Raw genomic sequence first — 14,648 nt, forward strand, 5'->3', positions numbered from 1 at the left:
GTCCGCATAGGGTGGACGACACGCTCACACGTTCGGGGGACACATCAGTGGTTACGGCATTGGAGGCCAACCTCCAGAGCATCTTCGAGGGCAAGAAGCAGTACGTCGTCCCGCTCTTCCAGCGGCGGTACGAATGGGGGCCTAGACAACTCACCAAGTTGTGGTCCGACATCGTCGAGCTCGAGGAGACTCGTCGGACCGACCCGGCGGCCACGCACTTCATCGGGTCGCTCGTCCTGGCGACGAGCCCGGCAGCCGGACCGGTGGGCGTGCAGCAGTTCCTTGTCGTCGACGGTCAGCAGCGACTGACCACGTTGACCCTGCTGCTGGCGGCACTGCGGGACCATCAGTCGGAGCACACCGGTCGCGAGCATTTCGACCGACTCAACTCGCAGTACCTCGTCAACGTCTGGGACAAGGGCACACCGACGAAGTTTCTCCCGACCCAGGCGGACAGGGACGCCTATCTCGCGGTCATCCGTGCCGCCCCGAGCGCGGGCGGCACGGACCATGTGGGGGCCGCGTACCGGTACTTCAGATCGGTCCTCAGCTCGGTTCCTGCCGATCAGGTTGAGGGCATCGAGAATGCAGTTCTTGCCGGCCTGTCACTTGTCTCGGTCACCGCTCAGCAGGGTGACAACGTCCATCGGATCTTCGAGTCGCTCAACAACACCGGTCTGCAGCTGACCCAGGCTGACCTGCTCAAGAACTACCTGTTCATGCGGCTTGGCGACAGCGGTGACTCCGTTTACCAGTCGGTATGGCTCCCGCTCGAGAGACTGCTGTCGTCCGACAACATCGAGCTGCTGTTCTGGCTCGATTCCGTCCAGCGTGACGAGCGCGTCAAGCAGTCGGAGACCTACGACAAGCAGCAGAGGCGTCTCGACGTGATGGTCGAGACGGAGCAGATCGAGCTGGAGGTGCGACGCATCGCCGCGCTCGGGGAGCTGCTCGTCCTCATTCTCGAGCCTGATCGAGAGAAGGACCCACGAGTGCGGGTGCGGCTCGAACGGCTGTGGACCTGGGGTACGAAGACTGCGTTCCCCGTCATGCTCCAGCTGCTGTCTCGCCGCGCCGACGGGACGTCGACGGCAGAAGAGGTAGCCGACGCGCTTCGGATCCTCGAGAGCTACCTCGTGCGCCGGATCGTCATCGGGCGTGCAACCGCCAGTCTGAACCGGACTCTCCTCCAGGCCGTCCAGGCAGTCGTCGCCGCAGATGATGTCGCTGCCGGGCTTCGTGAGTTCCTGTCACGTGGTCGCAAGTACTACGGGACGGATCGCGAGGTCCGCGAGGCGGTGCATGCAGTTCCCTACTACTGGCAGGGACGTGGGCTGCACAAGCGACTCATCCTCGAGTGGTTGGAGGAGTCGTTCGGCTCCAAGGAGCCGGTCGACATGAAACGCCTCTCGATCGAGCACGTCATGCCTCAGTCGTTGTCCGACGAGTGGCGTGCAGACCTGTCGCAGTGGCTCAGCGTCGAGGAGATTCATGCCTTCCACGAATCGAAGGTGCACGCGATCGGCAACCTCACTCTCACCGGGTACAACAGCGAACTCAGCAACGATGAGTTCGCGCGCAAACGGGTCGAGCTCGCGCGCAGCGGGCTGCGTCTGAATCAGTTGATCGGCGCTCACGAGACGTGGGGCCCGAACGAGATCGAGCGGCGGGCGTCGGCTATTGCTGATGCGATCATCGAGATCTGGCCGGGACCGGTCGAGGCGCTTGTCGATGACGGATCGTCGGAGGAACTCTGGCTGACGGTCGCCGAGATTCTGGCCGAGATTCCAGCCGGTAGATGGACCTCGTACGGAGACGTCGCCATCGTTGCGGGTACGCACCCTGTTCCCGTCGGTCAGCGGCTCGCTCGCGTCCCCACGGCCAACGCTCACCGCGTCCTGACCGCAGACGGGCGGGTCGCGTCCGGGTTCAGGTGGATCGATCCACAGCGCACGGACGACCCGCACGACGTGCTGCGGGCTGAAGGGGTGTTGTTCGGTCAGGATGGGCGCGCCCTGGAGGCTGATCGCCTGAGGGCGATCGACCTTGCCGAACTGTCTGGCCTTTCGGTGCCCCAACTGCGACCTGAACAGTTCGAGAGACAACTCAGCTCGTACCAGGGGCCCGATATTGTGGACGCTGTCCACCGGCTGATCGCTCACTGGGAAACGATCGGTGGCGAGATGGATTGGGGCCGAGCCTCGGAGGTCACGGCGTTCTTCAACGCTCAGGGCGCAGATGGTTCGGTCTGGCCGTTCGCGCTGTACCCCAGCGGAAAGGTTGAAGTGGTCTTCCAATATCTCGAGAGTCGACCGCCGTTCGATGACGTGCTGTTGCGGGACGAGCTCAGAGAGCGACTGAACGGCGCGCCCGGAGTGGACCTGCTGGACCGGCCCAGGCCCGGCTTCTCGGTCGAGGTGCTGGCGGATGCCGCCGCATTCGACGTGATTGCAGAGAGCCTGACCTGGTTCATGACGCATCTTGAGCGCGAGGAGTCCGACGACGACGCCTGATGGATGGCACGGGGCTCGAAATGCTGCTCGCCGCGCTGGCCGTGGCCGTGAAGGACCTGCGGGACCGGCGGGAGGACGGGACCGCGATCGTGTGAGGTGCGGGGGCGTCAGAAGAACCGGCGCAGGTACTCGCGCAGCGGTGCGTCGCAGACGTAGACGTAGGTCCCGCGAATCCCTCGGGTCAGGAGCACGCCGTAGATGTTTCGGATGAGCCCGAGAATGTCGTCGTCGGAGTAGGTGATGCCGAGCAGGTTGTTGTTGGCCTTGCCCTTGGCGTCGAAGTACGAGGAGCGGTCGGCGACGACTCGTCCGCTGAGCGGGTCGAGACGCAGGTCGTTCCCGATGATCACGCCCGCGTAGTTGAGGTCGTATCCCTGGACGGTGTGGATCGATCCGACTTCGCCGATCGAGCCTGGTGAGTTGATCCAGTCCCGTGTTGCGCGGTTCCAGGCGAGCTTGTGGCTGCCGAGCTCGATGTCGTGGGCGGCGTTGTCGCGCCTGCTCACCCACCTCCATGCGTAGCCGGCGACGAGGCGCGACAGCCCGTACTCCTCGTTCTGCGTGCGAATGCGTTCGTACATCGCATCGAAGTCGTCGAAGAGCTCGAGCTCGTACTCGCCGAACTCCTGTCGTCCCGGCTGAGAGCCGGCCAGGACCCGACGGATGTATCCGACGTAGTCGGCGTCGGCCCTGACTCGCATCTGCGAGGTGAGGGTGTAACGACGGCCGTCACGGTGCGCGTCGTCCTGCAGTGCCGCCAGCGTCTGTTCGGGAATGTCGGCGGGACGGACTCTCTGCCCGGTGTCGACGAGCAGGATCTGGTGCCTGCTCCTCGCGGTGATCCAGTCGAGCTGCGTCTTTGCCTGCCAGTCCTCCCCGAACAGCTCCTGGCTGATCTCTCTGTAGGCCTTCGTCATCGTTCCCATCGCCTGGGCCGAGTAGATGGTGAGTCGGTGAGCCTCGTCGACGATCAGGAGTTCGAAGGTGTCGGTGCTCCGTCCGACCTCGAACGGCGTGAGCACCATGCCCGGCTCGAGCCCGGGCGTCCGCCTGAACACGTTCTGCACCGAGTGTCGGAGCGACTGCTGCGGGACGACGAGTCCGACTCGGAAGTCCGCGAGAAGCTCACGGTGGCCGGGCGTGAAGTACTCGGCGAGGAACGAGTCCGACGAGATCTGCTCCTCGTCGTCGGAGAGCGCGATGTCGACGAGCAGCTTGACGAGGAAGATCGCGACGATCGTCTTCCCGGTGCCGGGGTGTCCTTCGACAAGGCTTCGGCTGTCGGCGTCGTTCGAGAGGTCCTCGAAGAGCCCGTCGAGAATGCTCTCGACGACGATCGCCTGGTCGTTGCTCAGCGCCTTGAACGGCGACAGCTTGAAGAGGTCGCTGTTGACGATCTCGGGAATCGACCGGGTGAAGTACCCGGATTCGCGCAGTGACTCGAAGATCTCGTCGAACAGCAGCTGATACCGGCCGCGGTCGTAGTACTCGGCGTCGACGATCCCGTCGTTGCGGTTGAGCACCTCGAACTGGCCGTCGCCGCTGAAGAGCCTGATAAGAGTCGACTCCAGGTCGAGGCATGCCGACCGGTTGAACGTGTCGTCGACGATGACGTTGGCGGTGTCGAGCCCGTCCCGTGTCGACAGATGCTGGCGCATACGGCCGGCGGCGTTACCGGTCTCACCGACGTAGACGGACCCCGTGCCGCTGATGCTGTAGACGACCGGCCAGTTGCGATGCCGTGGATCCTGGCCGGCCCAGCTGGTCACGGACCCTTCGTCGAAGGGGAACGACTCGATCGACCAGGTCGGCATCGGTCGTCAGCTCCTTCCATGGCCCGATCGCATGCCGAAAGCTCGGGTGTCGATGAATCGGCCTGTCGTCGTGGTTCGTCTCGAGGCTAACCATTCTGACCCGTCGGTGCTTCTACGTGTACGTGACTGTCCGGGCCGCTTCCGCTCGTCGGGCCCTCGCCCATGCTCGGACGCACGCCCGGTGCCAGGCCGCTCCTTGCCCTTGTTTGATACCTATAGGGGGTATATGCTCGGTCGTAACGGCAGTGAGCGCTGCCGTTCGAGACGAAAGGAACAGTCATGGCTGCCAGCACCAAGGAGTACCTCGTCGACGGCATGACCTGCGGGCACTGCGAGATGTCGGTCAAGGAGGAGATCGGCGAGATCGCGGGCGTTTCCGAGGTCGAGGCGTCGCACGAGTCCGGCAAGGTCAGCGTCACGGGCGAGAACTTCACCGACGAGCAGGTCGCCGCAGCTGTCAGCGAGGCCGGCTACTCGCTCAAGGCCTGACCTTCGCGACGCCCCGCGCCGCCGCCCGTGGGATACCCATACCGGGCATAACGAACGATCCAGCGACCTCCTAGGGAAGGGGAGAGCACATGGCACAGACTGCTGCACCGGTCGACGCGACGGACCTCGTCCACCTCGAGCTCGGGGTGACGGGCATGACGTGCACGTCGTGCTCCTCCCGGATCGAGCGAAAGATCAACAAGGTCGACGGCGCGGACGCGATCGTCAACTACGCGACCGAGACCGCGACGATCGACTACGACCCGAGCAGGATCACGGAGGACGAGCTCATCGAGGTCGTCCGCGGCGCGGGGTACGACGCCTTCGCGATGACGGCGGCGGAGGAGCCGGCCGTCGACGAGTCGGGTGGGGACGAGATCGTCGACCGGCACGAGGAGGCCCGCCTCGCCGAGGAGAAGGACCTCAAGAATCGCCTGATCTGGTCGGCGATCTTCTCCGTGCCGGTCGTGGCGATCTCGATGATCCCGGCCCTTCAGTTCATGAACTGGCAGTGGGCGATCCTCGTGCTGTCGACGCTCATCTACCTGTACGGCGGCATGCCCTTCCACCGCGCCACACTCCTCAACCTGCGGCACCGCTCGACCACGATGGACACCCTCGTGTCGCTCGGGACGACCGCCGCGTACGTGTGGTCGCTGTGGGCGCTGTTCTTCGGCACCGCGGGCCACCCCGGGATGACGATGGAGATGAGCCTGCTGCCGCGCGCCGACGGCATGGACCACATCTACCTCGAGACGATCGCGGTCGTCATCACCTTCCTGCTGCTCGGCCGCTGGTTCGAGGTCCGCGCGAAGGGCGCCTCCTCGGCGGCGCTCAAGGCGCTCCTCGACATGGGCGCGAAGGACGCGGCCGTTCTTCGCGACGGACGTGAGGTCCGCGTGCCCGTCGGACAGCTGGCAGTCGGCGACGTCTTCGTCGTCCGCCCCGGCGAGAAGATCGCGACCGACGGCCGGGTCGTCGAGGGCGCCTCCGCGATCGACGAGTCGATGCTGACCGGCGAGTCGGTCCCCGTCGACGCGTCGCCCGGCAGCCTCGTCACCGGCGCCACGATCAACACCTCCGGCCGCCTCCTCGTCGAGGTCACCCGCACCGGCGCCGACACGACCCTGTCCCAGATGGCGAAGCTCGTCACCGAGGCGCAGTCGAAGAAGGCCCCCGTGCAGCGCCTCGTCGACAGGATCTCGGCGGTGTTCGTGCCGACCGTCATCGTCCTCGCCGTCATCGCCCTGATCGTCCACCTGGCGATCGGCAACGACGTCAACTGGGCGTTCTCGGCCGCCGTCGCGGTGCTCATCATCGCCTGCCCGTGCGCGCTCGGACTCGCGACGCCGACCGCGCTGCTCGTCGGCACCTCCCGCGGAGCCCAGCTGGGCCTGCTCATCAAGGGACCCGAGGTGCTCGAGTCGACGCGCCAGGTCGACACGATCGTCATGGACAAGACCGGCACCGTCACCGAGGGCGTCATGTCGGTGACCGGCGTGCACGCGGCCCACGGCTTCGACGAGGACGCGGTACTCGCGCTCGCGGGCGCGGTCGAGTCGGGCTCGGAGCACCCGATCGCCAAGGCGATCGTCACCGCCGCGTCCGAGCGCGGCGAGCTCGCCGCGGCCACCGGTTTCGAGAACTCCGCCGGACGGGGCGTGAGCGCCGTCGTCGACGGTCGGACCGTCGTCGTCGGCCGCCCGGACGGTGAGCTCCCGGCGGAGTTGTCCCAGGCGTTCGAGGACGCGCAGGGCCGCGGCGCGACGCCCGTCGTCGTGTCCGTCGACTCGGTCCCCGCCGGGGTGGTGGTCGTGCGCGACACCATCAAGTCGTCCTCGGCGCAGGCGGTCGAGCAGTTCACGAAGCTCGGGCTCACGCCGTACCTGCTCACCGGGGACAACGCCCGGGCCGCCGCCGCTGTGGCGGCCGAGGTCGGGGTCGGCGAGGGCAACGTCATCGCCGACGTCATGCCGGAGGACAAGGTCGCGGTCGTGGCACGACTGCAGGACGAAGGCAGGCGTGTGGCGATGGTCGGCGACGGCGTCAACGACGCGGCCGCCCTGGCGCAGGCCGACCTCGGCCTCGCGATGGGCGCCGGCACCGACGTCGCGATCGAGGCCTCCGACATCACGCTGATGAACAACGACCTGCGCTCGGCGGGTGACGCGATCCGACTCTCGCGCCGTACGCTGCGGACGATCAAAGGCAACCTGTTCTGGGCGTTCGCGTACAACGTCGCGCTGATCCCCGTCGCCGCGCTCGGGCTGCTCAACCCTGGGCTCGCCGGCATCGCGATGGGATTCTCGTCGGTGTTCGTCGTGTCGAACTCCTTGACGCTGCGCGGCTTCCGGTCGACGTTGGGCGAGGGCCGCCCGGCGGATACCACCGGGGTCGAGCACGGTGCGGAGACCGCGGCGGGGGACCGCGAGCTCGTCGAGGCGAAGTAACCAACCAGCGAACCAGAAGACCAACGGGAGACAGCCATGACGACGACCGACATCGACCCGCCCGTCGACGCCGAGCCCGGCGCGGCGACCGCCTCCACCGGGGCGAGCACCGACTCCGTGGAGAGCGACCCCGCGCACCACCACGGCTACATCAACGACAAGGCCCGCTACGTCGCGCGGCTTCGGAAGATCGAGGGGCAGGCGCGCGGCCTCCAGCGGATGGTCGACGAGGAGAAGTACTGCATCGACATCCTCACGCAGATCACGGCGCTGACCTCCGCGCTGCGCAACGTGGGCCTCGGGCTGCTCGACGACCACATGCGGCACTGCGTCCGCGACGCCGTCATCGCCGGCGACGAGGAGGCGGACGCCAAGTTCAAGGAGGTCGCCGACGCGATCGCCCGCTTCAGCCGGTAGTCGCAGATCGGCCACCGCGAACCGGCCACCGCGCGCCGAGCACCGTGGCAGGACCCCGCCTTGCGCCCGATTCGGATGGACGCCGGGCGCCGCGGGGGAGAGGCTGACCTGATGCGCCTGTTCGCCGCGATCCGGCCGCCCGCCGAGGTGCTCGACCACCTCGAGCTCCCGCTGACCAACCTCCGGCTCGGCGCCGGCGCCCCGCTGCGCTGGGTGCCGCCCGACCAGCAGCACCTCACGCTCGCCTTCTACGGCGAGATCCCCGACGGCGCGGCCGACGACGTCGCCGACTCCCTCGCCGAGGCCGCCGCCCGGCACGCCCCGCTCGACCTGCGGCTGCGCGGCGCCGGCTCCTTCACCGGCCGGACCCTGTGGGTCGGGGTCGGCGGGGACACCGACCGGCTCACCGCCCTCATGTCCGACGTCGCGGGAGCCCCGTACGAGCTCGACCTCGACCCGGACGAGGACGAGGAGCACGACGACGAGCCGGGACGCCCCGGTGGCGCCCCGGCCCGCGGCCGGCCGAACGGTGCTCGGTCGAACGGCTCCCGGCCCAACGGCTCCCGCTCGAGCCGCGGCCGGTCGGCCCACGCCGGCCACGACCGCCGCCGCGCCCACCTCACCGTGGCCCGCGAGTCACGCCGCTCGCGGGGGACCGACCTGGCCGGCCTCGCCTCCGCGCTCGCGATCTACGAGGGGCCCACGTGGCGGGCCGACGTCGTCGAGCTCGTGTCCTCCCACCTGGGCGAGGGGCGCGGCGGAGGCCCGCGTCACGAGGCCATCGCGACGCTCCCGCTGACCGGTTCGGTGTAGCGCCGCGACCGGATCTGCGCGACCCGCTCCGGCAGCGCCCGCACGGACGCCGGCGTCGGGCCGACCTCCCCGCAGCCGGGGTGCACGGCGGCCGTGCGCGCGCGGGCGTCGGCCGCCTCCGCCTGCAGCGCGTCGAGGTCGCCGAGCGCGAAGGTCGCCGCCCGGCCGCGCAGCTCGAAGAGGACCTCCTCCGCCTCGCTCGCCGCCTGGACGCAGCCGAGGACGATGCGCGCCCGCACGGTTCCGCCCGGCAGGCCGAGCCACCGCTCGGTGAACGCGAGGACCTCGTCCCACAGCCGTGCCTCCCGGCGCCCCTGCAGGCCGGTCAGCCGGACCTCGATGCCGGGGCCGTCCGCGCGGCGGGCGTGGGCGTCGGCCACGTGCAGGGCGACGTCGACGAGGGTCGCCGACGCGGGACGGCCTCCGACCTCGAGCCTGTCCTCGATCTCCTCCCACCCGCGGGGCCGCGCGACGACCGCCGCCCGTGCCGAGCCCGGCAGCACCCGCCACGCGGGGTCCTCGTGCGCGCCGCCGGATCGGCGGTCCGGGGCGATCGGTGCGCCATCAGCCGCGGACTGGGCCCGGCACCGGCGCTCGCGCAGGACCTCGCGCCGCTCGTCGTCGAACCGCTCGTGGAGGGCGCCGACGAGTGCGAGGGCCACCGGCGAGGGGATGCGGCCGGCGCGGCGGCGGACCACCGCGACGCGGGCGCCTCGGTCGGCGGACAGGGCGGGCCGTTCGCCGTCGGGCATGGGGTTGTCGGCGTCGGGCACCCGGGAGGCGGGGACGCGACGGAGCGGGGCGGTCATCGGGAGGTCGGTGAGGGTCATGTCGGTGCACTCCTTCGTGTCGGGGCGGCGGGGCCGCTCAGTGGAACTGCTGCTCCTCGGTGGACCCGCGCAGGGCGAGGGTCTCGGCGGTCGGGTTGAGCGCGGTGGCGACGAGGTCGAAGTAGCCGGTGCCGACCTCGCGCTGGTGGCGCGTCGCGGTGTAGCCCTCGGCCTCGGCGGCGAACTCGCGCTCCTGGAGGTCGACGTAGGCGGTCATCCCCTCGCGGGAGTAGCCGCGGGCGAGCTCGAACATCCCGTGGTTGAGCTGGTGGAAGCCGGCCAGGGTGATGAACTGGAAGCGGTAGCCCATGGCGCCGAGCTCGCGCTGGAACCGGGCGATCGTGTCGTCGTCGAGGTGCTTGCGCCAGTTGAACGACGGCGAGCAGTTGTACGCGAGCATCTGGTCCGGGTGCTCGGCGTGGACCGCCTCGGCCACCTCGCGGGCGTGCTCGAGGTCCGGCGTCGACGTCTCGACCCACAGCAGGTCGGCGTAGGGCGCGTAGGCCAGCGCGCGGGCGATGACGGCCTCGGTGCCCGGCGTGGTGCGGTAGAACCCCTCCGCCGTGCGCTCGCCGGTGGTGAAGACCTGGTCGCGGGGATCGACGTCGGAGGTGATGAGCGTGGCCGCGAGCGAGTCGGTGCGGGCGACGACGAGGGTGGGCGTATCGAGGACGTCCGCCGCGAGGCGCGCCGCGGAGAGGGTGCGCACGTGCTGGGAGGTGGGGACGAGGACCTTGCCGCCGAGGTGGCCGCACTTCTTCTCCGAGGCCAGCTGGTCCTCGAGGTGGACGCCGGCCGCTCCCGCGACGATGAGTGCCTTCGTCAGCTCGAACGCGTTGAGCGCCCCGCCGAACCCGGCCTCCGCGTCCGCGACGATCGGGGCGAGCCAGTCGAAGCCCGGGTCCGTGCCCTCGGAGAAGCTGATCTCGTCCGCCCGCAGGAGCGCGTTGTTGATCCGGCGGACCACCGCGGGGACGGAGTTGACGGGGTAGAGCGACTGGTCGGGGTAGGTCTGGCCGGCCGAGTTGGCGTCGGCCGCGACCTGCCAGCCCGAGAGGTAGATGGCCTCGAGGCCGGCGCGGACCATCTGCGTGGCCTGGTTGCCGGTGATCGCGCCGAGCGCGTGGACGTAGTCGCGGGTGTGGAGCAGCTCCCACAGGCGCTCGGCGCCGCGACGCCCGAGCGTGGGCTCCTCGCGCACCGTACCGCGCAGCCGGACGACGTCCTCCGCCGAGTGGTCGCGGCGCACGCCCGCCCAGCGGGGGTTGGACGCCCAGTCCTGTGCGAGGTCCGCCGCCTCGGAGCGGATGCGGCCCTCGACGGAGCGGGGCTCGGGGCGGGGCTGCGTGCGGGGTGTGGTGCGGGGCGCGGTCGTCGTGTGCGTCTGGTGCGTCTCGACGTCGATGCTCATGGTGTGCCTCTTCCTCGTGGCGGTCGGCGAACCTCGGGTGAAATCCGCGCTGAGTACACGCTCGTGGCTCGTTCTGGCCGCGACCAGCAGTAGAATGTGTAAAGTTCGAGCGATCTTCACCGAGAGAGAAGAGATGGCCGCGACGACGCGAACGACCACGCCCGACGACGACGGACCCGCGCGGCGCGCCGGCGCCCTGCCGGACGGGCCGCGCTCTCGCGGGGAGGCCGACCCGAACGCCTCCGACGACGAGCTCGACCTCGCCGTCCTCGGCCGCCGGATCCGGCACGCCCGCCAGGAGGCGGGGCTGACGCTGGCCGAGCTCGCGGTGCGGGTCGAGCGGGCGCCGTCGTTGCTCTCCCAGATCGAGAACGGGAAGCGCGAGCCGCGCCTCGCGCTCGTCCACGCGATCGCGCGGGCCCTCGACGTTCCGGTCGCGGACCTCATGCGGTCCGTGCCGCCCTCGCGCCGGGCGGCCCTCGAGCTCGCGCTCGAGCGGGCCCAGGCCGACCCCGGGTACGCGGCGCTCGGCCTGCCGTCCGTGCGCGCCACCGCCAAGCTGCCGGCCGACGCGCTCGAGGCGCTCGTCGGCCTGCACGTCGAGCTCGCCCGCAGCGCGACGATCCGCTCGGCCACACCGGAGGAGGCGCGGCGCGCGAACGCCGAGCTGCGCGCCTCGATGCGGGGGCGGAACAACTACTTCGCGGAGATCGAGACGGCCGCGGCGGAGATCTCGGCGGCCGTGGGGCACCGCGGCGGGCCGCTCACCGACCGCGGCGTCTCCGCCGTCACCGAGCACCTGGGCTTCACGATCCACCGCACCGACGACCTGCCGCGCTCGACCCGTTCGGTCACCGACCTCCACCACCGCCGGATATACCTGCCGCTCACCGCGCAGGGCGGGCACGACCCGCGCACGATCGTCCTGCAGACCCTCGGTCACTTCGCCCTGAACCACGCCGACCCGCGCGGGTACGCGGAGTTCCTCGCCCAGCGGGTCGAGGCGAACTACTTCGCCGCCGCGCTTCTCGTTCCCGAGCGGGCGGCGGTCGACTTCCTCGCCGCCGCCAAGAAGGAGCGGGCGCTCGCGATCGACGACCTGCGCGACGCCTTCGCCGTGTCCTACGAGACCGCCGCCCACCGCTTCACCAACCTCGCCACCGAGCACCTCGGGCTGCCCGTGCACTTCATGCGGGTCGGCGAGGACGGGGTGATCTACAAGGCCTACGAGAACGACGACGTCACGTTCCCCACCGACGTCACCGGCGCCGTCGAGGGGCAGATCGTCTGCCGGCGGTGGGCCTCGCGGCGGGTGTTCGCCAACGTCGACCGCTACGCCACCCACTTCCAGTACACGGACATGGGGCGGGGCACGTACTGGTGCACGACTCACGTGGAGCGCACGGACGCCGGGGACTTCGCCATCGACGTCGGCGTGCCGTTCGACTACGCCAAGTGGTTCCGCGGTCGCGAGACGGGGGAGCGGGCGCGGTCGAGCTGCCCGGACCCCGCCTGCTGCCGGCGCCCGCCCGCCGAGCTCGCCGGCCGCTGGAAGTCGCACGCCTGGCCGAGCGCACGGGCGCACTCCCACCTGCTCGCCGCGCTGCCGCCGGGCACGTTCCCCGGGGTCGACGACACCGAGGTCTACGAGTTCCTCGACCGCCACGCGTCGGGCTCGTGACCGTCCCCCCGTTCGTCGAGATTGCGGTTGGTGCACGTCGAGATTGCGGTTGGGAGCCCCACGGCATGTCGAGAGTGCGGGTAAGAGCGCCCCTGAGCCGCACTCACGGCACGGATGCCGACGAACCGCAATCTCGGTGAGTGCGTAGGCTCGAGCACGTGCACGGTGAGTACAAGGTCCCCGGAGGTAAGCTCGTCGTCGTCGACCTGGAGGTGAGCGACGGGCGCCTGAGCGACGTCCACCTGGCCGGCGACTTCTTCCTCGAGCCCGACTCGGCGCTCGCCGACCTCGACGCGGCCCTGACCGGGCAGCCGGAGTCGGCGTCCGCGGCGGACCTCGCCGCTGTCGCGGCCGCCGTCCTCGACCGGCCCGACGTGCACCCGTTCGGCCTCACCGCCGAGGGTGTCGGCATCGCCGTCCGCCGGGCGCTCGGCCGCGCGATCTCCTGGGACGACCTCACGCTCGAGCTCGTCCACGGCCCCACGCTGCACCCCGCGATGCACGTCGCGCTCGACGAGGTGCTCCCCGCCGAGGTCGCCGCCGGACGCCGCGGCCCGACCCTGCGGTTCTGGGAGTGGGACGCGCCGCTGGTCGTCATCGGCTCGTTCCAGTCGGTGCGCAACGAGGTCGACGAGGAGGCGCTCGACCGGTACGGCATGTCCGTGGTCCGCCGCGTCTCCGGCGGCGGCGCGATGTTCATGGAGGCCGGCAACTGCATCACGTACTCGCTCGTGGTGCCGACGTCGCTGGTCGAGGGCCTCAGCTTCGAGCAGTCGTACGCCTTCCTCGACGCGTGGGTGCTCGATGCGTTGAAGGAGATCGGCGTCAACGCCCGCTACGTGCCGCTCAATGACATCGCCTCCGACGTCGGAAAGATCGGCGGAGCCGCCCAGAAGCGGTTCGCGAACGGCGTGGTGCTCCACCACGTGACGATGAGCTACGACATCGACGCCCAGAAGATGCTCGACGTGCTGCGCATCGGCCGCGAGAAGCTCTCCGACAAGGGCGTGCGGTCCGCCGCCAAGCGCGTGGACCCCATGCGCAGTCAGACCGGCATGGCGCGCGAGGCGATCATCTCCTCGTTCCTCGACCACCTGCGGCTGCGGTACTCGACGACCGAGTCGGGGATCCGGCCCGAGGAGCTCGAGGCCGCGCAGAGGCTCGTCGACGAGAAGTTCACCGACGAGAAGTGGACCTACCGGGTGCCGTGAGCCGGCGGATGGTCGAACCGCCGCCGGCCCGCGCCCGCCGTCACCACCCGCGCTCGGCGAGCCGGTGCGGGGCCGGCAGGTCGGCCACGCTGATGCCCACCATTGCCTCGCCAAGCCCGCGCGAGACCTCCGCGACGACGGCCGGGTCCTGGTAGGACTGCGTCGCCTTCACGATCGCCGCTGCGCGCGCCTCGGGGTTGCCGGACGTGAAGATGCCGGAGCCGACGAACACGCCGTCGGAGCCGAGCTGCATCATCATCGCCGCGTCGGCCGGGGTGGCGACCCCGCCGGCGGTGAACAGCGGCACCGGCAGCCGGCCCTCGCGCGCCACCTCGACGACGAGCTCGTAGGGCGCCTGCAGCTCCTTGGCGGCGAGGTAGAGCTCGTCCGCCGACCGTGAGCGCAGGGCATTGATCTCGCCGGTGATCTGGCGGATGTGCTTGGTCGCCTCGGACACGTCGCCGGTTCCGGCCTCGCCCTTCGAACGGATCATCGACGCGCCCTCGGTGATGCGCCGGAGGGCCTCGCCGAGGTTGGTCGCCCCGCAGACGAACGGCACGGTGAACGCGCGCTTGTCGATGTGGTGGGCGTAGTCGGCGGGGGAGAGGACCTCGGACTCGTCGACGTAGTCGACCCCGAGGTGCTGCAGCACCTGCGCCTCGACCAGGTGCCCGATGCGCGCCTTGGCCATGACGGGGATCGAGACGGCGGAGATGATGCCGTCGATGAGGTCGGGGTCGCTCATCCGGGCCACGCCGCCCTGGGCGCGGATGTCGGACGGCACGCGCTCGAGCGCCATGACGGCGACCGCGCCCGCGTTCTCGGCGATCGTCGCCTGCTCCGGGGTGACGACGTCCATGATGACGCCCCCGCGCAGGGAGTCGGTGAGGGCGTCGGGGGAGAGGCGGGTGGCGGAGGCAGGTGCGGTGGTCATGGCGAGGGATCCGTTCGTCGTCGTGCAGGGTGAGGGTTTTGACCTAGGCCAAACAGGCTACCTGTCCTGTCAGTAGGCTCGGACC

Annotated in this window: 11 protein-coding genes; 7 read left to right on the top strand and 4 right to left on the bottom strand. The window is 70.0% G+C overall.

Features of this window, described 5'->3' with window-relative positions:
* Positions 1-59: 59 nt before the first annotated feature.
* Complete coding sequence (locus ACZLMO_RS12905) at positions 60-2,513, top strand: GmrSD restriction endonuclease domain-containing protein (protein ID WP_425715820.1); 2,454 nt, start codon at positions 60-62, stop codon at positions 2,511-2,513.
* A 107-nt stretch (positions 2,514-2,620) separates the two neighbouring features.
* On the opposite strand, the gene ACZLMO_RS12910 is transcribed toward ACZLMO_RS12905, so the two are convergent.
* Entirely contained in the window at positions 2,621-4,327 is a 1,707-nt protein-coding gene (locus ACZLMO_RS12910) for a DNA/RNA helicase domain-containing protein (protein ID WP_425715821.1), read from the bottom strand.
* Positions 4,328-4,606: 279 nt separating this feature from the next.
* On the opposite strand from ACZLMO_RS12910, the gene ACZLMO_RS12915 reads away from it, so the two are divergent.
* The 4 genes from ACZLMO_RS12915 (at position 4,607) to thpR (ending at position 8,496) form a co-directional block, all read left to right on the top strand.
* Positions 4,607-4,816, top strand: a complete 210-nt coding sequence (locus ACZLMO_RS12915; protein WP_425715822.1) for a heavy-metal-associated domain-containing protein — start codon at positions 4,607-4,609, stop codon at positions 4,814-4,816.
* A gap of 89 nt (positions 4,817-4,905) precedes the next feature.
* Positions 4,906-7,266 carry a heavy metal translocating P-type ATPase gene (locus ACZLMO_RS12920; RefSeq protein ID WP_463653984.1) on the top strand — a complete coding sequence of 787 codons (2,361 nt, stop codon included), beginning with the start codon at positions 4,906-4,908 and terminating at the stop codon, positions 7,264-7,266.
* A gap of 36 nt (positions 7,267-7,302) precedes the next feature.
* The gene (locus ACZLMO_RS12925) at positions 7,303-7,683 is read left to right on the top strand and encodes a metal-sensitive transcriptional regulator (protein ID WP_463653985.1); all 381 of its coding nucleotides are present in this window, start codon (positions 7,303-7,305) and stop codon (positions 7,681-7,683) included.
* Positions 7,684-7,794: 111 nt separating this feature from the next.
* Entirely contained in the window at positions 7,795-8,496 is a 702-nt protein-coding gene (thpR, locus tag ACZLMO_RS12930; protein WP_463653986.1) for an RNA 2',3'-cyclic phosphodiesterase, read from the top strand.
* Here thpR and ACZLMO_RS12935 read toward each other — a convergent pair.
* Positions 8,454-9,326: a hypothetical protein gene (locus ACZLMO_RS12935; protein WP_463653987.1), complete on the bottom strand. Its 873-nt coding sequence runs from the start codon at positions 9,324-9,326 to the stop codon at positions 8,454-8,456. The two genes, thpR and ACZLMO_RS12935, sit on opposite strands and share 43 nt — an antisense overlap.
* Before the next feature lie 37 nt (positions 9,327-9,363).
* Complete coding sequence (aceA, locus tag ACZLMO_RS12940; protein WP_463653988.1) at positions 9,364-10,737, bottom strand: isocitrate lyase; 1,374 nt, start codon at positions 10,735-10,737, stop codon at positions 9,364-9,366.
* Positions 10,738-10,870: 133 nt separating this feature from the next.
* Here aceA and ACZLMO_RS12945 point away from each other — a divergent pair, with 133 nt between their 5' ends.
* Both ACZLMO_RS12945 and ACZLMO_RS12950 read left to right on the top strand, forming a co-directional pair.
* Entirely contained in the window at positions 10,871-12,418 is a 1,548-nt protein-coding gene (locus ACZLMO_RS12945) for a helix-turn-helix domain-containing protein (RefSeq protein ID WP_463653989.1), read from the top strand.
* Between the two features lie 158 nt (positions 12,419-12,576).
* A complete protein-coding gene (locus ACZLMO_RS12950) occupies positions 12,577-13,629 on the top strand; it encodes a lipoate--protein ligase family protein (RefSeq protein ID WP_463654036.1) in 1,053 nt (350 codons plus the stop codon).
* A 40-nt stretch (positions 13,630-13,669) separates the two neighbouring features.
* On the opposite strand, the gene pdxS is transcribed toward ACZLMO_RS12950, so the two are convergent.
* Positions 13,670-14,563: a pyridoxal 5'-phosphate synthase lyase subunit PdxS gene (gene pdxS, locus ACZLMO_RS12955; protein WP_463653990.1), complete on the bottom strand. Its 894-nt coding sequence runs from the start codon at positions 14,561-14,563 to the stop codon at positions 13,670-13,672.
* Positions 14,564-14,648: the final 85 nt, after the last annotated feature.

The sequence above is a fragment of the Georgenia sp. G2120 genome (assembly GCF_055326485.1).